Raw genomic sequence first — 19879 nt, forward strand, 5'->3', positions numbered from 1 at the left:
GAATAACATTGCGGGACAGATCTTTAGCTCTGTCCCCAACTGATTAAAAATATGACCGCCCAACTCCTCAGCACCAGCGAAGGCCAGACTCTGATCTTGACCCTCAGCAACCCCGAGTTTCGCAACGCCCTCGGCCCGGAGATGTACGCCGCAGGCGTCGAAGCACTGAGCGTGGCCGAATCGAGCGCAGATGTGCGCAGTGTGGTGATCACTGGAGCAAATGGTATTTTCAGTGCGGGCGGCAATCTGCAACGTCTTCAAAACAACCGACAGTTACCGCCTGAGCACCAAGCCCAAAGCATTGAAGGTTTGCACAACTGGATCGAGGCGATCCGTACTTTTCCCAAACCTGTGATTGCGGCCGTGGAGGGCCCGGCAGCCGGCGCAGGTTTTTCACTGGCACTGGCATGCGACATGATCGTGGCAGCCCGCAACAGCGTGTTCGTCATGGCCTACAGCTCCATTGCCCTGTCACCCGATGGCGGCGGCAGCTGGAGCCTGGCCCGCGCTGTGCCGCGCCAACTGGCCACAGAACTGCTCATGTGTGGGGAGCGCATCGGTGCAGAGCGTTTGCAGCAACTCGGTGTGGTCAATCGCTTGGCGGATGCCGGTCAGTCCCTGCAACAAGCCTTGGCACTGTGCGCGCAGCTCAATGCCCGCGCACCCAATGCGCTGGCCAGTATCAAAGAATTGTTGTCCGATGCAGACAGCAGCAGTTTGAACGCCCAACTGGGCCACGAGCGAGACCACTTTGTCAAAAATCTGCACCATACCAATGCAGGCATTGGCATTTCTTCTTTTCTCAACAAGCAAAAACCCGAATACGAATAAAGCGGCTGGTCCCCCAGGCGACAAAAATTCGATCACCAGTCACTCAAAGGACAGAGCATGGACGAACCGATTCTGACAATGGAGGAAAGAGAAGCGATCAATGCAGGTCGCTGGTTCTCTACCCTTTCACCTTCACTTCGACACGACATACTTCGATGCGCTTACGTCAAACGCCACAAAGACGGCGACATGCTCGCAGCACGCGGCGATCCACCCGAGCAGTGGATTGCCTGTGCCAAGGGCGCGGTGCGTGTGAGTTCCACTTCGGTGTCCGGCAAACAAATCACCTTGACCTACGTGGAGCCGGGCATTTGGTTTGGCGATGTCTCGATCTTCGATGGGGATCGCCGCACGCACGACTGTTACGCACACGGCGACACCACCACGCTGAATGTGGCCAAAGCCGACTTCAAGAAAATTCTGTCGCAACACGTCGAGTTTTACGATGCCATGCTTCGCCTGCATGCGCGGCGCATTCGCCAGCTTTACGGCTTGGTGGAGGACCTCAACACCCTGCCCTTGCGGGCCAGACTGGCCAAACAGCTCAACCACTTGTTGCGCAGCTATGGCGTCCCCAGTTTGTCGGATGCCAAAGCCATCCGCATCAGCTTGCAGTTGGCGCAGGAGGAATTGGCCCAGTTGCTGGGGGCATCGCGTCAACGGGTCAACCAAGAGCTCAAGCAAATGGAGCGGGAACAAATCATCCGCATCGAGCCCGGTGGGTTGGTGGTACTGGACCGCGACGCACTGCTCTTGATCGTGAATGCCGATCACTGAAACGACTCAGTTACATCCTCTTGCCGCTTTCTGCAGAGGCCATTGATTTTCGACGGGAAACCCCATGAGTGCTTTTGACCATTTCGTGGGGACCCGGCCTGTCACAGGCTCCCACGCCTTTGACATTCCAGCGCTTGAAAGTTGGCTCACGGCCCAATTGCCAGGCTTTTCAGGGCCCTTGAGCGTAGAAATGTTCAAGGGCGGGCAATCCAACCCCACCTACAAGCTCATCACCCCATCACGCCAATACGTGATGCGGGCCAAGCCCGGCCCGGTCGCCAAGTTGCTGCCTTCAGCACACGCCATCGAGCGCGAGTTTGCCGTCATGCAAGGCCTGCACGGCACCGATGTGCCTGTGGCCCAGATGCATGTGCTGTGTGATGACGAGTCGGTGATCGGCCGCGCTTTCTACGTCATGGAGTTCGTACAAGGCCGTGTGATCTGGGACCAGTCACTGCCTGGCATGACGACTGCCGAGCGCGGCGCGATTTACGACGAAATGAACCGGGTTCTGGCAGCGCTGCACAAAGTTGATGTGGCCAAGCAAGGCCTGGCCAGCTACGGCAAACCGGGTAACTACATCGAGCGGCAGATTGGCCGCTGGAGCAAACAGTACGCCGCCTCCATCACCCAGCCCATCCCCGAAATGGACCAGCTGATCGAATGGTTACCGAAAAACATCCCGGACAGTGCCAAGGACGAATCGCTGGTCGGCATCGTGCACGGCGACTACCGCTTGGACAACCTGATGTTCCACCCCACTGAAGCCCGTGTGCTGGCTGTGCTGGACTGGGAACTGTCTACGTTGGGTCATCCACTGGCCGACTTCAGCTACCACTGCATGGCTTGGCACATCAAACCAGGCACCTTTCGGGGCATTGGCGGACTCGATTTCGCGGCACTGGGCATCCCATCTGAGGCCGAATACATTCGCCGCTATTGCGAACGAACCGGCTTCACAACCCCTGAGGCATTGGCCCAAGACTGGAATTTTTACCTCGCCTACAACATGTTCCGCATTGCGGCCATTTTGCAAGGCATTGCCAAACGCGTCGAAGACGGTACGGCCTCCAGCGAACAAGCCAAGAGCTCGGGCGCAGGTGCCCGTCCCATGGCCGAGTTGGCCTGGCGTTTTGCATGCCAAGCCTGATTTTTCACACCAACACCCCCAACCCTTAGGAGATAGACCATGGATTTTGAATACACCCCCAAGGTCAAGGACATGCAGGCCCGTTTGTTGGCCTTCATGGACGAGCACATTTACCCCAACGAGGCGCGGTTCTTTGAAGAAATCGCCGAAAACCGCGCCAAAGGCAATGCCTGGGTGCCCACCAAAATCGTTGAAGAACTCAAGCCCAAGGCCCTGGCCGCCGGTTTGTGGAACCTGTTTCTGCCCAAGTCCACCCGCGCACCTCAGGGACTGTCCAACCTCGAATACGCGCCGCTTTGCGAGATCATGGGACGCGTGCCCTTTGCCGCAGAAATTTTCAACTGCTCGGCGCCAGACACTGGCAACATGGAAACCCTGGAGCGTTACGCCAGCGAAAGCCTCAAGGACACATGGCTTGAGCCCCTGTTGCGCGGCGAAATTCGCTCTGCTTTTTTGATGACCGAACCCGATGTGGCGTCCTCTGACGCCACCAACATCGAGTGTGAGATCCGCCGCGAAGGCAACGAGTATGTCATCAACGGCCGCAAGTGGTGGTCGTCCGGCGCGGGTGACCCACGCTGCGCGGTCTACATCGTCATGGGCAAAACCAACCCCGACGCAGGCCGCCACGAGCAGCAATCCATGATCGTGGTGCCCGCCAATTCACCCGGCATCACCGTGGTACGCGCCCTGTCGGTGTTTGGTTACGACGACGCGCCACACGGCCACATGGAGGTCGTGCTCAAGAACGTGCGTGTGCCGGCTGAGAACATCTTGCTCGGCGAAGGCCGTGGCTTTGAAATTGCCCAAGGCCGCTTGGGCCCTGGCCGCATTCACCACTGCATGCGCACCATCGGCATCGCCGAACGCGCCCTGGAATTGATGTGCAAACGACTGAACGAACGCGTGGCCTTTGGCCGCGAAGTGGCCCGCCAGACCGTGTGGCAAGAGCGCATTGCCGAGTCGCGTTGCATGATCGAGCAGGCCCGCTTGCTCACCCTCAAAGCTGCGTACATGATGGACACCGTGGGCAACAAGGTGGCCAAGGCCGAGATCGCCATGATCAAAATCGTGGCTCCCAACATGGCTTGCCAAATCATCGACTGGGCGATTCAGGCCCACGGCGGTGGCGGCGTGTCGCAAGACTTCCCGCTGGCCTACGCTTACGCTCACCAGCGCACACTGCGACTGGCCGATGGCCCAGACGAGGTGCACCGCAACTCGCTGGCCAAGCTGGAACTGGCCAAGCAATTGGCTTTGCCCGGTGATTTGGGCATGCCCATCACACGGGGCAGCTGACTTTTTTGGCCGAAAGGCCAAGAACGGGGTTTTTGGGGGTTAGAATATCGATTGTCGGAGCGTAGCGCAGCCTGGTAGCGCATCTGCTTTGGGAGCAGAGGGTCGCGAGTTCGAATCCCGCCGCTCCGACCATTTCCTGATGTCTGACCTTCAAGAAATACCAAAAGTCTGATCACAGACGCACAAACAACAAAGGCCCGTCAGGGCCTTTTGTGTTTCTGTCGATCTTGCCACTTCTGCCCGTAGCTCAGTTGGATAGAGCAACAGCCTTCTAAGCTGTGGGTCACAGGTTCGATCCCTGTCGGGCAGACCATTCGGCCTTACCCTTTGACAGGGTATCCCCTCCTCAGTTGGCGTAACGTGTCTTGCGACCGGTATCTGCCAACAAAGTAGGCAATGTCTGCCAAGCTTGCGAAATGTCTCTGATCAAGGTTTTGACTTCTTCCAGCGCTGCCAAATCGTTGTAAGCGTTGATGTGGAAGAGTCGACGGGTGATGTAAGCATACAGCTCGTTGAGGTTCTGAGCCAATTCACCGCCACGCTCGAAGTCCAAGGCGCCTTGCAAACCAACCACAATGCGACCGGCACGGGCCAAGGCTTTCGATTTGTCTTCAATCACATTGTTTTGAATGTGACCGGTAGCAGAAGCCAGGCTCTCGAGCAAGCCATCAAAAAGCATCTGAATCAGCTGAATGTTGTCTGCCGTGGCCACACCTGTGGTGACTTGAACTGAACCGTAACTCTCAGCAAACTTGGAATAGGCACGCATGGAAAAAACCCCTTTACTACTTCAGTAACAGAGGAATCGGCGGTTCGGGGAGAAACTTGAGGCCTGTCTTGCATTTCTGCAAAGATTCAGCCGGATCTGGGGAAGATGCCAGCCAAAGGCCTTTCACATCACTCTCGCGTTCACGCTCCAGGCGTCGCGGCGTCATCGGAAGACGACGGCATCAACCACTCTGACAAGGGGCTGGTGGCATCCAACTGCGCTTTGCTCCACAGAAACTGCCCCGCTTCATCCATGGAGGCACGAATCGGCCCCCATTCGGCCTCGGGGGTTTGGGATGCACTCAAACCGCATTGGTACAAAGCATTGGCCTGGGCTGTCGGAATCCAAGACTCCACAGGACCTTTGGCGGTCACAATGTCTTTGGTGTTTTTAGGATCACTGGGGGGCGAGCCGAGAATGCCGTCCTTGAAGCCGTCTTTGTAGAGGGCCTCAGCGTGTTTCGACAAAATAATGGGGTAACGGCTGCGCAGGTCGTCAATGGCTTGGGGATCCAAACCTTCGGTAGATCTGCCGGTCATGACATCCCACAGCTTTTTGGCACTCAAACCCATGGAGGGCGTGGCCAATTTCGCGGCACTTTCATTGAGCGTACTCACCACTTTGCGCGTTTCAGACTCGATCGAATTGACCCGATCGATCAGGTAAATGACCAAAATCAGTACCAGCAGCAAGCCGATGGCCATCAAAGCGTTGAGCAATGCATCCATGGGAATCACGTCGGTAAGACGCCAACAGGCGGTTGTGAATTGTCTTGCTCAGACTCGGCCGCTTCTTGCAAGGCAGCTTCTGCAGCCAGCTCTTCTCGCAAGAAGTCCAACACCTGAAAAGGCTCAGGCAAACGCAATTCGTAGTAGCTGATTTGCTGAGCCAAAGCTTGCATCGCCTCAATGGCTTTGGGGGCCGATAACTCGGTTTTTTGGTAACGTGAACCCAAAGCAAAGGCTTGAACAACAAACTCTTCGGGCAAGTAGGCGTAGATCTCGTTGTCGCCTGAGCGGATTTTCTGGAATTTGGACGGTTTAGGGGCCTCAGGCAAAGGCAATCCTTCGAGCAATGCCAACCGTGCTCGCTCTTCCCAAGCCGCAGTTTGCTCGGCTCCGTCCACAAAGGTTTTGTCCAAATGGGCGCGGCAGATCAAGCCCATGCGCAAGCGCAAGCTGCGCGCATCATGGGAGTCACCCTTCAAAGAGGCAACTTTTTCGTAAGCCGCCTCCGCGCGACGCATGTCGTCGACGGGTTTGTTGCGTGAAAAAAGACCGAACATGGACCTAGTCTGACCTTAAGCAATTTGCAAATTTTGCCGCAGTTTCTTCACCACCGTCGACAAAATCTGGCTGACCCGGGACTCGCTCACGCCAAGAACCTCACCGATTTCCTTAAGGTTGAGCTCTTCGACGTAATAAAGAGACATCACAAGCCGTTCACGCTCTGGCAACTCGTCAATGGCTTGCACCACGGCCTCCATGAACTCGGCCTCCTCCACCATCACTTCGGGCTGCATGGCGCTGTCAGCAGGCATGCTCATGACCTCGTCGTTGACCACTTCCATCGAGAAGGTTTCAAAACGTTTGGCTTGGCCACGCTCTTTGTGAAATTCCTCAATTTCTTTGCCCATGAACAAAGCCAACTCGGCCTGGGTGGGCGCGCGCCCCAACTCGGCGGCCAAAACATGGACTGCTTCGTTTTCATTTTTATTGAAGGCCACAGCCGAGCGAGGCAGGAACGACTGACGCCGCACCTCGTCCAGAATGGCCCCTCGAACACGGCTCAGCGCAAAATGTTCGAACTCAAAACCTTTGGTGGGGTCAAAAGACCGGGCAGCTTCGATCAAGCCGACCATGCCGACCTGGACCAGCTCATCGAGCTCCATGAAAGGGGGCAAGCGTGCCTTCAAGTGCACCGCCACACGTTTGACCATGGGCATGTGCGCCAGAATCATGGACTCATGCTGGTTGCCAACCTCTTCGTACAGAGAGACGTTGCTGCTCATGCGTGTCACCCGTTTGAAGGAACACGGAGCATGCGCTCCATGAAAAACTGCATGCGACCCGATGCCGTTTGGATGGGGGGCAGCTGGTCCAGCGCTTCAGCCAAGGCTCTGAAATCACGCGAAGCGGCACTGCCCGGGGCGTAATCCAGAACAGATTGGTATTTGCGCAAAGCTTGCAAAACCAACTCATCGCCTTCGATGGCATGCAAGTAACGGATTGAAATGCCCAAAAATCGGGCACACACATCGTTCAGTCGCCGGTACAACTGGCGGCCTTCATGGGCACTGCCCACCATGTTGGGAATCAAATAAATTTCGTCCAGCGACTGCTCGGTCGACATGACCTTGATCAGACCATAGGCATCGGCGATCGAAGAAGGTTGGTCGCACACCACCACAAAGCGGCGTTGGCAGGCGGCCATGAACTCCAAAACGGCTGGCGCAATGCCCGCAGCAACGTCCACCACCAAGTAATCAACCGGCTCATCCAAGCTGTCAAAGGATCGGATCATGGTCGCGATCTGGGCAGCATCCAGCGCAGCGATGTTGCGCAAGCCCGAAGCGCCAGGCACCAAACGCACACCTTGGGCTGTGGTCACCAGGACTTCTTGCAGGGTTTTCGTGCCATTGAGCACATGGCTGATGTTGAACGGGGCATGCGCACCCAAAGCGATTTGTGCATTGGCCATGCCCAAATCTGCATCCAACAACATGACGTTGTGTCCCCGGAGCGCCAAAGCAACGGCCAAATTGATGGCCACCGTGGTTTTTCCGGCGCCCCCTTTGCCGCTGGCAACACCAATGACTTGAGGGAAGTTTTTCTTATCCATGAACGGCCTTGGCAGACGACATTGTCGTGGCCCGCGGCTTGACGGCACGGGACTTGGGTTGAACTTCTGCCACAGAAATGGTTGATTTATTGGCCCGTGGCTTGCGTGCAGTTTTGACCGATGGCATGGCAGCACCCAGATGCTGAATCTCAGGCAACAAGGCCTGCAAAGGCGTCATGGCCAAATCCACCAAGCGGGCTGCGCCAAAAGCCAAAGCCGGAACGTTGATTTTGCTGTCCTCAGCCATGCAAGAAACCGCCAAAGGCTGCTCACACAGACCCTTGATCAAGGGCCATGGGTAGGCGGCTTCATCCACTTTGGTCAACATCAATGAAGACCAGCGAATTTCGGGGTTTTGGAGAATTTTTTGCACACTGGTCACTGTAGCATCAACCGGCAAGACCGCATGGAGTTGGAGGCTCAATTGCGACTGAAGTTGTTGTGCTTGGGCGGAAAAATCTGCCCCTGGGGTGTCGATCCAGATGGTCTTGCCCTGCAAATCGTCCAACAAGGTCTGCAGCATGCCCATGTCGGCAGCCCGAAAGCAGGAAGCGCCCGCTTGAGAAGCCAACAGTTGAATTTGTGACCAAGCACCGGGACGCTGGTCACCGTAACTGATCATGACCTGCTTTTCGGCACCGTGCGTCTGGGCAGCGGCATAAGCCAAACGCCCCAGCATCGAGGTTTTGCCAGCGCCCGAGGGTCCGCACAAAGCATGCACGCCTTGGCTAGGCGCTTCCACCACAGGACGATCCATGGCTTCCACCAACATGCGCTGAACCAAGGGCCAGGCTTCGTCGAGCGTTTCAAGTTGCTGAATGCTGTCGGTGAGCAAGGATCGCAAGCCCGAAGGCATGCCCACTTCTTGCATCGCCATGCTCAGTTTTTGGATGTCTGGCGACAAACCCAAGGTTTGCTGCCAAGGCTGCATTTGGCGCGAAAGGGCAAATTCCTTACGCAAAGCGGCCATTTCTTCACGCAGCATGTCCACAATTTCGTGGCTGCGCTGTTGTTCGTATTGGGCGGCTTTGGCCACCTCCAGTTTGGACTGGGCTGGCTGAACCACTGCCGCAGGCGTGGCCATCGGGGTCTGCGCATCGACGTGAACTGCGGGCGCGGGCGCGTCAGGGCGGGCACGCAAACGTTCCAGCGCGGTTTCAAAGGCCATTTCATCGGAATCTGCGGCGACTGGGTCTTGTGCAACGGGTGCGTTGGCGTTTTGGAACACCTCGGCAAAGGGCAAAAACTGGTCGTCGTTGGCTTTGAACGAAGGCTTGGCCTCGGTCGCATCGACGGGGGGCAAGGAAGCCTGAGGGGCCTGCGCCAAGGGTTCGCTGGCCACGTCCACGGCCACGATCAACTCGGTCTGCTGGTCCACGCGCTGGCTGGAGATGATCAAGACATCGTTGCCGTACAACTGGATGGCTTTTTCATTGGCGGAGCGGCTGTCGCGGGCAATGATGCGTTTGAGTTCCATGATTTATCAGGCCTTGGGGGCGGAAGAATTGTTGCGAGGATCAGCTTGAACGGTGTTGATCACCTTGACAGACTGGTCGTCCGGAATTTCGCTGTAAGACAAAACCGTGAGGTCGTTCACGCGGTAACGCACCGCGCGGGACATCCAGGGCCGAATGGCGGGTGACACCACCAACACAGCAGGCAAGCCCTGCTCTTCCGTTGTGCGTGCACTCTCGCGCAGTGCAGCGAAGAGGCTTTCGGCCAAACTGGGCTCCAGCACCATACCGGCCGAGTTGGTGTTTTGTTGCAACACGTTGTGCAGCAACTGCTCCAACTGGGGGTCCAGGGTCAACACCGACAAGGTGTCGCGGTTTTCCGTCAAACTTTGCACGATCATGCGGCCCAACTTGGGACGCACCAGTTGTGTCAATTGGTCAGGGTCTTGCGTGCGGCCACAGACTTCGGTCAGGGCTTCGACGACGGTACGCATGTCGCGGATCGGCACCGATTCCTGCAACAAGTTTTGCAGCGTGCGGGTGACCACGCCCAAGGACAACTTGCCGGGCACGAGCTCTTCAACCAATTTAGGGGACTTGGCGGCCAACTTGTCGAGCAATTTCTGCGCTTCATCGTGGCTCATCAACTCCGAAGCGTTGTCGCGCAGCACTTTGTTCATGTGGGTGGCAATGGCAGTGCTCGGGTCCACAACGGTGTAACCCAAGGCGCGGGCTTGGTCGCGCATGACGGGCTGAATCCAAACGGCTTCCAGACCAAAAGCAGGCTCTTTGGTGGCCTGGCCTTCGACTTTGCCGTACACCTTCCCGGGGTTGATCGCCAATTCGCGGCCCACCTTCACTTCGCCACGGCCACGCACCACGCCGTTCAAAACGATGTGATACGCATCGGGCTCGAGATTCAAGGCATCGCGGATGCGCACAGGCTGCACCAAAAAGCCCAATTCGGCCGAAAGCTTCTTGCGCACACCCTTTACGCGGGTCATCAACTGACCGCCCGACTCCACATTGACCAAGGGAATCAGGCCGTAACCAATTTCCAAACCAATCAAATCGACCTGCTCGACATCGTCCCAATCCAACTCTTTGGGCGCATCGCTGCTGGGCGCTGCGGGTGCAGCTGCGCTTTCTTCCAATTGCATTTGTTTGCGCATGACCATGAAAGCCACACCCGCCGTGGCGCCCGCCAAGGACAAAAAGACCAGGTGGGGCATACCAGGGACCAGGCCCAAAATGGTCAAAATGCCGGCCGAGATGAACAAAGCGGGCACATTTGAAAATTGGCTGGTCGCCTGCTCGGTCATGGACTCGGAGGTCGTCACCCGGGTCACGATGATGGCGGTGGCCAGCGACAAGAACAAAGATGGAATCTGGGCCACCAAGCCGTCACCGATGGTCAACAAGACATAAATACGGCTGGCGTCACCCACCGACAGGTTGTGCTGACCAATGCCAATGGCCAAGCCGCCCACGATGTTGATGATCAAAATGAGCAAGCCCGCCATAGCGTCACCGCTCACAAACTTGGAAGCACCGTCCATGGAGCCGAAGAAATCGGACTCTTGAGCCAGTTCTTCACGACGTTTTTTGGCGGTTTCTTGGTCGATCACACCAGCATTCAGATCGGCGTCGATCGACATTTGCTTGCCGGGCATGGCATCCAAGGTGAAGCGGGCATTGACCTCGGAAACTCGACCTGCACCTTTGGTCACCACAAAGAAGTTCACGATCATCAAGATCACGAAAATGATGAAACCCACAATATAGTTACCGCCGATCACGAACTCGCCAAATGCGGCGATCACTTTGCCTGCGGCATCTGGGCCTTCGTGGCCGTTGACCAACACCACACGTGTTGAGGCCACGTTCAGCGCCAGGCGCAGCATGGTGGCAAACAGCAACACCGAGGGGAAAGACGAAAACTCGAGGGGTTTGCGGGTGCCAATCGCGATCATGATCACCACCAAGCCAATCATGATGTTGAACGTGAACAAGATATCCAGCAACAAGGCTGGCAAGGGCACCACCAACATCGCCATGATCAACAAGACCAAGACGGGCAAGCCCAAACCCGCCAAATCGAAGCGCGCAAAATTCTGTCGGATGGCGGACAGGGTCAATGTGGTCATGGGTGGGTCGAAGCTGGCAGGGTGAATAAAGTGTCGGAATACCAATGTTTCATGACCTTTAAGCAAGGTACATGCCACACCTTTTGACACCCCTCACCCAACTGAGCCCGCCACCCCAGCAAAACCTGGTGCGCAAATTGCTCAATTAGGGTGTTCCAAAGGCAAGCGGCAAGAATTGTCCGCTGCCTGAGGCCTGTTTTCCCAGTCATTGCTCACTCTAAATCCACATGTCCCTGAACCTCGCACCGATTGAATCTCCCAGCCGAACAGCCAACAGCGCCAAAGTCGACCTGCCAGAAACTGCTGGCAACCCCAGCGATCGCCCTGCCAACGGCGAGTTTGGGCAAATCATGTCGGGGGTTTTGCAGTCCTCAACGGAAACTTCCGCTCAGCCAGCGGGGCAAGAGATGGCCGCCGTTTCTGAGCAGCAAGCAGGTTGGCCAGGCTCTTTTGGCGGAAATTTGAGTGCTTCACTGGGCGGGGACTTTCTGAAGGCCGTCCATTTGGGCCCCAACATGAATGTCATCACCTCGGAGGCCGCGGTGCCCGACGAACAAAGCTTGGAAGCGTTTGCCCGCTCACAAGGACTGGACGAAACTGCAGTCCAATGGCTGATGGGCAGCAACCCGGTGGTCGCCGCGCCCACGCCCATGACCGTCACAGTTGGCCTTGGCTCTCTCGATAGCGTGGCTTTGGTCAACTCCATGAATACGGCAGGCCAAGCAGGTGGAGTGGCGCCACTGAACCCTGTTGACATCTCAGGACAAGCCGTTCTGGCAGGTTTGGGAAGCAGCCCCCTCGGGAACACCATTCCAACTGAGAACTCCGCCGCCTCGGGGAGCCCTCTTCCCGCAACAGCCATCAACTCACCCACCTCTTCGATGGCAGAGCTGGGATTGCCCAACACTGCACCACTGGGTCAGTCCTCCGCCTTGACACCAGTCGCCATAACAAACGCAGATACCAATGTCGGCGACAGCAATCCCAATGGACTGTTCAATCCCAATGCGCTCACTGCGGCTGCACTCTGGGCCATGGCACAAGGCACAGAAAAAGCCCGCGTGACCAGCCCTGCTCAAGAAGACCCGGCTGAAGTCGCCAAAGTCCAAATCAACTTGATGGCTTCTCCAGCACCCGCTGCTTTCTGGATGCTGCGCAACCCCATGGTCGCAGCGCCAGCCAAAGAAGCCGTCACCACGCCTTCCGGCGTATCCTTGAGCGAGATCGATCTGTCCCAGATCGCCACGCCCGAGTTGCTGGACAATTTGAGCCAAGCCTTGACCGAAGGGTCCGGTCTGAGCAACACCACGGCTGGCAATGATCACCCAACACCCTTGTCTGGCCATGCGGGTCAACGGGTCGATTTGGCCGCAGCGGCACGCCAAGATGCCCAACACCCCGATGCAAGTGCCTCGGCACCCGACTCTGGAAACGCTCAGCGCAGTGAGAAAATCCAAAACTTGGCCGAAAAAATGGGCCAAGCGGTGGGCCAGCGCATTTTGTCAGAGATCGAAAAAGGCCAATGGCACCTGAAACTCTCCTTGCGCCCTGCTACCTTGGGTCACATTGAGGTGGAAATGCGCATGCGCAGTGGCGAGCTGGACGCGGTGTTCACCGCACCGCAAGCCCTCACCCGCGAATTGCTCCAGGAAGGCATGTCCAAGCTCAAAGACACCTTGAACCAAATGGGCATGGATGTTGCTTCAATGCAGGTTGGCGATGGTCAAACCCAAAAACGTGGCGGAGAGTCGACACCTGGACAAATGTCAAAATCGGCAGATGACAGCTCGGATGACCCACAATCCAGCCTTTCAGCCCTTCAGGCCCCCACTGCGCGGATGAAGATGGGGCAAGATGGCTGGGATGTGCTGGTTTGACCCGCAAACAACCAAGGAAAAATGATGGCTGACGAAGAAATTGAAGTTGAAGGCAAGAAAAAATCTCCCCTGATCAAGATCATTGTGATCGCATTGGTGGCGCTGCTTCTTTTGGTGGGCACGGCCGTGGGCACCATGTTTGTGACCGGCTTCTTTGACAAAAAAGACACTTTGGCCGCCGAACAAGCCTTGAAAGCCATGGAAGAAAGCGCCTCTGACCCCAAAGCTGGGGCCAGTGACACCACTCCCCAAAAGAAAGCCAAGGAATCGCCCGAGCTCGAGCGGTTTGAGAAAAGCTACATGGAGCTGGAAAAGCCGCTCGTCTCCAACTTGACGGGCACACGCAAAGTCATTCAATTGAACGCAGCCATCATGACGCACTACGACGAGCGCGTCTTCAAAAACGCCAAAAAGCATGAATTTGCACTGCGCTCTGTGGCTTTGGACGTCATGCGTCAAACAACCGAAGCGGACATGGCCAAGCCTGAGTTCCGCAAAGAATTGGCCGCCAAAATTCGCGAAGAAATGAACGCTCTGTTGCAGAAATACGAAGACTTCGGTGGCATCGAAGAAGTCTATTTCACCAGCTTTGTGGTCCAGTGATCCTGTTTGACTGATCGTTTCTCATGAGCTTGGCTGAATCGCAAAACCTCTTGTCGCCCGAAGAACTGGCCGCCTTGTCGGCCAGCTTCAACGACGGCAGCATGGAAGTGGACACAGGCTACAACCTGGATGTCCAAGTGCGCAAGCACGACCTGGCCGCTGAAGACAGCAGCCTGGGTGTGAACGTCGCCTCGCTGGACATGATCAATGAGCGCTTTATCCGCATGTTCCGCTTGGGCATGTTGGAAGTGCTGCGCACCAGCCCCAGGGTCAACCCCACTCGGGCGCAAATTGTTCGCTTTGGTGATTACATCAAAGAGTTGAAGGCACCCCTGTCGGTGAACATCATCCGCATGGCCCCGTTGCGGGGCTATGCCATGGTGGTGATCGACACCACCGTGGTCTTCAGTTCACTGGACAGCTTTTTTGGCGGCTTTGGGCGTGGTGTCGGGCAACTGCCTGCAGGCCGCTTGTTCACGCCGACCGAAGCGCGCATCATCAAAATCATCTTGCAGGTTTTTTTCCGCTCGTTCAAAGAAGCTTGGGCTCCCGTGGCGCCTATTGACTTTGAACACGTCAGCTCAGAAATCAACCCTCAATTTGCCCAAATCGCCGATGAAAACGACCTGGTGGTGCTGAGCCGATTCGAATCGGACTCCACCAACCAAGGCTCTGGCTTCATCGACATGGTCATCCCCTATGTCGCGCTCAAGCCTGTGCGCGACGTTTTGCGCAGCCGCGTACAAACGGGCGACGGCAATGAAGAGTCTGACAAAGTCTGGCGCGTACAGCTGGACGATGCGGTGCGCGATGCCGAATTGGAAATCCAAATTTTGCTGGGCAAGATGAGCATGTCTCTGCAAGATTTGAAAACCATGCAACCTGGCGATGTATTGCCATTCAAAAAACCCGAATCGGCGCGGGCCATGATCGAAGACATGCCTGTCTTCGAGGTCGAAGTGGGTGCCATGGGCAGTCAAGTGGCTGTCAAGATCACCGAAGCCATCAGCCCCAACTTAACCGCTTGAACCCCTTGAGGAGCGCCCATGAGCGAACTGAACAACCCCGAAGAATTCATCCCGGAGTCAGGCACCAAAGGCCAGATCCACGGCGATGTGTTGCAAAACATCCCGGTCACTTTGTCCATTGAAGTGGGCCGTGCCGTGATCAAAATCCGTGACCTCATGCGCCTGACCCAAGGCAGCGTGGTTGAGCTGGACCGCATTGCGGGCGAACCCTTGAACCTGCTGGTGAACAACACCGTGGTGGCCCAAGGCGAAGTGGTGCTGGTCAACGACCGCTATGGCATTCGCTTGACGCGCGTGGTCCCAGCCTCCGAACGTCTTGACAACCTCTAAACCCGAGGCGAACACAGCATGACCTCGGTTTGGACATTGAGCGACTGGTTGCAATACCTGTTCAGCTTTGTTTTTGTCATCGGCTTGCTGCTGACCCTCTTGTGGACGCTGCGCAAGCTGCAAAACGGCCAAGGCCTGCTGCGCAAACACACCCAACGTCTTCAAACCATTGAAACCCTCTCGGTGGGTACACGCCAAAAAATCATGCTGATCCGGGTGGATGAGCGTGAAATTTTGGTCGGAGTCTCAGCCCAAAACATCACTGTGCTCTCACCTTGGCCTGACAAGAACATCTACACATCCAACGGCAGTGGCAACTCGCCAGCTGCCTTTGAGGCCTCACCGGAAACCCTCTCCCCATGAAGCGCAACGTCCCCATCGGTTTGATCCTCACCCTTTTGGTGGGGCTTTTGCCTATTCTGGCGCAGGCGGCGCCCGACATGCCCGCCATCACCAGCACCAACACAGGCAAAGGCACGCAATACAGCATCACGCTGCAACTGCTGGCCTTGATGACAACGCTGTCGGTGTTGCCCTCTTTGCTGCTCATGATGACCGCCTTTGTGCGCATCGTCATCGTCATGTCCATCTTGCGTCAAGCCTTGGGCACTGGCCAAACTCCCCCCAACATGGTCATCGTCGGTCTGTCGCTCTTTTTGACCTTGTTTGTGATGTCGCCCGTACTGAACGACGTTTACCAAAACGCCCTGCTCCCCTACATGAACCAAGGTCTGGCTTTTGACAAGGCATTGGCCGCGGCAGAAAAGCCGATTCGGGCCTTCATGCTTTTGCAAACCCGTGAAGACGACATTGCCATGTTCATGGAAATCGCCAGAAACAAAGGCGTGGCGAGCGCTCAAGACGTGCCTTTCATGACCTTGGTGCCCGCCTTTTTGACCTCCGAGCTCAAAAGCGCATTCACCATCGGCTTCTTGATTTACATCCCCTTTGTGGTCATCGACCTGATTGTGGCCAGCGTCTTGATGTCCATGGGCATGATGATGTTGTCACCCATGATGATTTCGATGCCGTTCAAATTGATGTTGTTTGTGCTGGTGGACGGCTGGAGCCTGATCATGGGTTCTCTGGCCGGCAGCTTTGCCATGCCTTGAAGGAGACGAGATGGACACCGCCATGGTCATCGATTTGGGACGACAAGCGCTCTGGACAGCGATGCTGGTTTGTGCCCCCCTGCTGGTGCTCGCACTGGCAGTGGGTTTGTTCATTGGCATCATCCAAGCCGCTACGTCTGTGAACGAATCCACGCTCAGCTTCATCCCGAAGTTGATCGCACTCGCGTTGGGCTTATTGACCTTTGGCAGCTGGCAACTGGTCACCCTGATCGACTTCACGCGCAGCATCTTTCAGCGCATCCCTACCCTTTTCAGCTGATTTCAGGAACGCATCGCCATGAACTTCCTCGCAGCCGACGTCATTGAAAGGTTTTACACCTTTCTGTGGCCCATGCTGCGCATTTCCGCGCTGATGATCACCGCCCCCATTTTTTCGATCAACGCCTTCAACTTGCGTCTTCGCATCTTGATGGCTTTGGTGTTGGCTTGGCTGGTTTACCCCCTGCACACTTGGCCCGTGATCGACCCCTCCACCGCACCAGGGTTGGTCGAGGTGTTCAACCAAATCATGATCGGCTCCGTCATGGGCCTCATCATGCAAGTGGTGGTGGCTGCCATGGTCGTCGGCGGTCAGAGCATCGCCGCAGCCATGGGTCTGTCCATGGCCAGCATGATGGATCCCAACATGGGCAACGTACCCGTCATCTCTCAGCTCATGATCGTGATGTCAACCCTGATTTTTGTAGGTTTCGGTGGCCACGCCATCATGCTGGGGATCATTTCCGAATCTTTTTTCTCCCTGCCGATCGGCACTTCTATCCTGAACCAAGATGTTTATGGACGCGTCCTGCAGTGGAGCTCCATGGTGTTCTTGGGGGCGGTTTTGATGGCCTTGCCCGTGATGGTGTCGCTGCTGTTCATCAACGTGGGTTTGGGCGTGGTCACCCGCGCTGCGCCCAGCTTGAACATTTTTGCGGTGGGTTTCCCCGCGCTGATCATCGGGGGCTTTCTGATTTTGATCATGTCCTTGGAGAGCATCGGTGCCCGCATCGAATGGCTTTGGGTGCAAGGCTTCAACGTGGTGCGAGACGTGATGGGGGTGCCCAATGTCTGATGCATCGAGTGACGACAAGACAGAAGACCCGACGGGCAGGAAACTCAGCAATGCCAGAGAACAGGGCCAGGTGGCCCGCTCCTCTGAGTTGCCCGCAGCCGTGATCGTCATTGGCTCGCTCATGATGCTGCTGATGAGCGGTGGCTGGCTGGTCAGCCGCATGGCCCAAATTTTTGCCAACGGCTTTGTTTTTGACCGCACCACCATCGACAAACCCTTGCTTTTGCCCGCCGTCTTTGGCGACCAAATGCTGTCCTCTTTCATCACCGTGATGCCCATCATGGTGTTCACCGTCATCGCCGCCATTGTGGCGTCTGGCGTGACTGGAGGCTACCTGTTCTCGCTTCAGGCGGTCGCGCCCAAAAGTTCCAAACTGAGCCTCATGAGTGGGCTCAAACGAATTTTCGGCACCCACGCCTTGGTCGAGCTGGGCAAAGCCATTCTCAAATTCACCTTGGTCGCGACCGTGCTCTGGTGGTCCTTGATGAGCAACATGGACTCACTCATTCAAATGGGCCGAATGGGTCTGGAGCCAGCCTTGACGGCGGCGGCGGTCATGATCATGAAATCGACTTTGTGGGTCGCCCTGAGCTTGGCGGTCATCGCGTTGATCGATGTGCCCTACCAAAAATACGCCTTCATGAAGCAAATGCGCATGACCAAGCAAGAGGTCAAGGACGAATACAAGCAAATGGAGGGTAGCCCGGAGGTCAAGGCCCAAATTCGCCGCCGTCAACGAGAGATGGCGAACTCGCGCATGATGGCCCGCATCAAAGATGCCGACGTGGTGATCACCAACCCCGAGCACTTCGCCGTGGCGCTCGAATACGACCCCACAGGCGACGGTGCACCCATCATGGTGGCCAAAGGCTCAGACCACATGGCCAAACTCATCCGCGAAGAAGCCAAGGCCCACGGCGTTTACCTGTTTGAAGCCGCCCCCTTGGCCCGCGCCATTTACTTCACCACCGAAGTCGAGCAACAAGTGCCCGAAGACTTGTACCACGCCGTGGCGCAAGTCATTGCCTATGTCTTCAGCCTGGAAGCGGCATCGCCCATGAACCCACCGCAAGCCAAACCCCGTGTGAAAGTCCCACCCAACATGCAGTTCAACCCCGACGGCAGCCGGCTTGAGAAAGCGGGCGCTACAGCATGAACATCCAAATCCACCCTGAAACGATTGCTTTGAATTCTTACGTCTTCCGCGCAGCCGACCGGATGCGGATTGACGGTTGCGCCAACGCCGTGGCCAACGAGGGCCTGAGTCTGGCGCTTTATTGCCCGTTTGAGGCCTTGCTCGATCACTACATGAATTTGCTGCTGGTGCGCGTGCGTCAGCAAGCGCCAGAACACCGCATCGAGGTCTACTTTCCGGCCAACACCGACTCTTTGCTGGGCCGATTCAATGAAGTGCTGGCCAGCCAGTCACTCAACCAGGCCGTCAAAGCCAACGCCACGGTGAACCAAGCGCAAATCTGGATCGTGCATGATGCACAGACCCTGCCAGAGAGCGAAATCCAATTGTTGGCACGCCTGATTCAAAATTTCCCTGGCGCCAACATCCGTGCCATTTTGCTGATGTCGGGTCAGCCCCATGCGCAAAAGTCTCCTTTGTCGGCCTTTGGCCGAAAAATATTGCGCTGGGACATCGAAGCCCCGACCGAAGAGCAAGCGCAAGCCGCTCTGGAGCAGGCCCGCAACGACGGGAATTTGAGCGCAGTGCAGCCCTTGATCCAACGCATCCAGCGCCAGCAGCGCCCTCAACTGGACTCGATCTTTGATGCACCAGAGTTGCTCGCCACCTTTGCACCAGAAACAAGGACAGAGACAAGCAAAACTTCAAGCTCCAAACTTCAGCTGCAACTGCACACATTCCAAAAGCATGGTGTCTTGGCCCTCCAATCGTGGACCGGTTCAGGTGCAGGCATGAAAGGCGCTGTGGCCTGGCTGCGCCAGAACAACAAGCTGGCACTCGGTGTGAGTTTTGCCCTGGTCATGTCGACCCTCATGATGCTTTGGATCCAACCAGAGGCTTTTGGGTTGAAGGCGGCCAAACCGTTGGTGGCCACGCCTTTGACAAGTCCCCAGTTGGCCGGACCTTCCAACCCAGCTACCAACAATGCTGCCACTTCAGGGGTAGCCTCTGAGCCCTCTTCAATGCCTGCAGTGCAAGAGGGCCCCACTGCGGTGACACCTCCAACGCAGACCCCAAGCTCCCAAGCCCCTGCGCCAGTGGCAATGGCCATCACACCCGCTGAAACGGCCATTGAGACCCCCGAAGGCACGCTCAAAGGCCAGGAATGGTTGCGCAAGCTCGACGCCAACACCTTCTTGTTGCAACACGGTACCGCCAGCAGCTATGCGAAGGTGTTGGACATCCAACGGCGCCATCCACCCTTGAAGGATGCCCAGATCATCGCGGCATACCGCCCAGGCGAAAAATTGGCGCACTTTGTGATCGTCTCTGGCCCCTACAGCAATGTGGGTCAGGGCTATGAGGCCTCCAAGCGGCCGGGCATCCCTCGCAGTTGGGTGCGGCCTACCCGCGGCTTGCAAGAGCAACTCAAAAGCCCGACCTGAGACCTG

General features: G+C 56.6%; 21 protein-coding genes and 2 tRNA genes. 16 read left to right on the plus strand and 7 right to left on the minus strand.

The window, feature by feature from the left end:
- Positions 1 to 51 precede the first annotated feature (51 nt).
- From SWE17_RS06650 to SWE17_RS06675, 6 genes are all read left to right on the plus strand, one after another.
- Positions 52 to 831 (plus strand): oxepin-CoA hydrolase, alternative type, encoded by a 780-nt coding sequence (locus tag SWE17_RS06650; protein WP_322992326.1) that lies wholly within the window; start codon positions 52 to 54, stop codon positions 829 to 831.
- A 57-nt stretch (positions 832 to 888) separates the two neighbouring features.
- Complete coding sequence (locus SWE17_RS06655; protein ID WP_100118901.1) at positions 889 to 1608, plus strand: Crp/Fnr family transcriptional regulator; 720 nt, start codon at positions 889 to 891, stop codon at positions 1606 to 1608.
- A 64-nt stretch (positions 1609 to 1672) separates the two neighbouring features.
- On the plus strand, positions 1673 to 2758 hold the full coding sequence (locus SWE17_RS06660; protein WP_322992327.1) for a phosphotransferase: 1086 nt from the start codon (positions 1673 to 1675) through the stop codon (positions 2756 to 2758).
- Positions 2759 to 2797: 39 nt separating this feature from the next.
- Positions 2798 to 4057: an acyl-CoA dehydrogenase family protein gene (locus tag SWE17_RS06665; RefSeq protein WP_100118899.1), complete on the plus strand. Its 1260-nt coding sequence runs from the start codon at positions 2798 to 2800 to the stop codon at positions 4055 to 4057.
- 55 nt (positions 4058 to 4112) lie between these two features.
- Positions 4113 to 4189 (plus strand) — tRNA-Pro (locus SWE17_RS06670).
- Positions 4190 to 4293: 104 nt separating this feature from the next.
- Positions 4294 to 4370: transfer RNA gene (locus tag SWE17_RS06675), tRNA-Arg, on the plus strand.
- A 33-nt stretch (positions 4371 to 4403) separates the two neighbouring features.
- Here the strand turns inward: SWE17_RS06675 and fliS are convergent.
- The 7 genes from fliS to flhA all read right to left on the minus strand — a co-directional run bounded on the left by fliS (position 4404) and on the right by flhA (position 11268).
- Positions 4404 to 4826 carry a flagellar export chaperone FliS gene (gene fliS, locus SWE17_RS06680; protein WP_322992328.1) on the minus strand — a complete coding sequence of 141 codons (423 nt, stop codon included), beginning with the start codon at positions 4824 to 4826 and terminating at the stop codon, positions 4404 to 4406.
- A 140-nt stretch (positions 4827 to 4966) separates the two neighbouring features.
- A complete protein-coding gene (locus tag SWE17_RS06685; RefSeq protein ID WP_322992329.1) occupies positions 4967 to 5554 on the minus strand; it encodes a hypothetical protein in 588 nt (195 codons plus the stop codon).
- 5 nt (positions 5555 to 5559) lie between these two features.
- Positions 5560 to 6111, minus strand: a complete 552-nt coding sequence (locus SWE17_RS06690; RefSeq protein WP_322992330.1) for a hypothetical protein — start codon at positions 6109 to 6111, stop codon at positions 5560 to 5562.
- A 15-nt stretch (positions 6112 to 6126) separates the two neighbouring features.
- Positions 6127 to 6837, minus strand: coding sequence for an RNA polymerase sigma factor FliA (fliA, locus tag SWE17_RS06695; RefSeq protein WP_322992331.1), 711 nt, complete (start codon positions 6835 to 6837; stop codon positions 6127 to 6129).
- Positions 6838 to 6842: 5 nt separating this feature from the next.
- The gene (locus tag SWE17_RS06700; protein ID WP_322992332.1) at positions 6843 to 7667 is read right to left on the minus strand and encodes a MinD/ParA family protein; all 825 of its coding nucleotides are present in this window, start codon (positions 7665 to 7667) and stop codon (positions 6843 to 6845) included.
- Positions 7660 to 9144, minus strand: a complete 1485-nt coding sequence (locus SWE17_RS06705; protein WP_322992333.1) for a hypothetical protein — start codon at positions 9142 to 9144, stop codon at positions 7660 to 7662. Before SWE17_RS06705 ends, SWE17_RS06700 begins: the two co-directional genes overlap by 8 nt.
- Positions 9145 to 9150: 6 nt before the next feature.
- A complete protein-coding gene (flhA, locus tag SWE17_RS06710; RefSeq protein ID WP_322992334.1) occupies positions 9151 to 11268 on the minus strand; it encodes a flagellar biosynthesis protein FlhA in 2118 nt (705 codons plus the stop codon).
- 227 nt (positions 11269 to 11495) lie between these two features.
- On the opposite strand from flhA, the gene SWE17_RS06715 reads away from it, so the two are divergent.
- The 10 genes from SWE17_RS06715 to SWE17_RS06760 are packed head-to-tail and all read left to right on the plus strand — an operon-like array spanning position 11496 to position 19873.
- On the plus strand, positions 11496 to 13145 hold the full coding sequence (locus SWE17_RS06715) for a flagellar hook-length control protein FliK (RefSeq protein WP_322992335.1): 1650 nt from the start codon (positions 11496 to 11498) through the stop codon (positions 13143 to 13145).
- Positions 13146 to 13169: 24 nt separating this feature from the next.
- A complete protein-coding gene (locus SWE17_RS06720; RefSeq protein ID WP_322992336.1) occupies positions 13170 to 13748 on the plus strand; it encodes a flagellar basal body-associated FliL family protein in 579 nt (192 codons plus the stop codon).
- A gap of 23 nt (positions 13749 to 13771) precedes the next feature.
- The gene (fliM, locus tag SWE17_RS06725; RefSeq protein ID WP_322992337.1) at positions 13772 to 14776 is read left to right on the plus strand and encodes a flagellar motor switch protein FliM; all 1005 of its coding nucleotides are present in this window, start codon (positions 13772 to 13774) and stop codon (positions 14774 to 14776) included.
- 18 nt (positions 14777 to 14794) lie between these two features.
- Positions 14795 to 15106 carry a flagellar motor switch protein FliN gene (gene fliN / locus SWE17_RS06730; RefSeq protein ID WP_322992338.1) on the plus strand — a complete coding sequence of 104 codons (312 nt, stop codon included), beginning with the start codon at positions 14795 to 14797 and terminating at the stop codon, positions 15104 to 15106.
- A gap of 18 nt (positions 15107 to 15124) precedes the next feature.
- Positions 15125 to 15469 carry a flagellar biosynthetic protein FliO gene (fliO, locus tag SWE17_RS06735; protein WP_322992339.1) on the plus strand — a complete coding sequence of 115 codons (345 nt, stop codon included), beginning with the start codon at positions 15125 to 15127 and terminating at the stop codon, positions 15467 to 15469.
- Positions 15466 to 16218: a flagellar type III secretion system pore protein FliP gene (gene fliP / locus SWE17_RS06740; protein WP_322992340.1), complete on the plus strand. Its 753-nt coding sequence runs from the start codon at positions 15466 to 15468 to the stop codon at positions 16216 to 16218. The genes fliO and fliP overlap by 4 nt, the downstream gene beginning before the upstream one ends.
- A 10-nt stretch (positions 16219 to 16228) precedes the next feature.
- Positions 16229 to 16498: a flagellar biosynthesis protein FliQ gene (fliQ, locus tag SWE17_RS06745; protein WP_322992341.1), complete on the plus strand. Its 270-nt coding sequence runs from the start codon at positions 16229 to 16231 to the stop codon at positions 16496 to 16498.
- A gap of 18 nt (positions 16499 to 16516) precedes the next feature.
- Complete coding sequence (fliR, locus tag SWE17_RS06750) at positions 16517 to 17293, plus strand: flagellar biosynthetic protein FliR (RefSeq protein ID WP_322992342.1); 777 nt, start codon at positions 16517 to 16519, stop codon at positions 17291 to 17293.
- Positions 17286 to 18449, plus strand: coding sequence for a flagellar biosynthesis protein FlhB (flhB, locus tag SWE17_RS06755; RefSeq protein ID WP_322992343.1), 1164 nt, complete (start codon positions 17286 to 17288; stop codon positions 18447 to 18449). Before fliR ends, flhB begins: the two co-directional genes overlap by 8 nt.
- On the plus strand, positions 18446 to 19873 hold the full coding sequence (locus tag SWE17_RS06760) for a hypothetical protein (protein ID WP_322992344.1): 1428 nt from the start codon (positions 18446 to 18448) through the stop codon (positions 19871 to 19873). Before flhB ends, SWE17_RS06760 begins: the two co-directional genes overlap by 4 nt.
- Positions 19874 to 19879: the final 6 nt, after the last annotated feature.

It is taken from the genome of Limnohabitans sp., from assembly GCF_034680285.1.
Taxonomy (GTDB): domain Bacteria; phylum Pseudomonadota; class Gammaproteobacteria; order Burkholderiales; family Burkholderiaceae_C; genus Limnohabitans_A.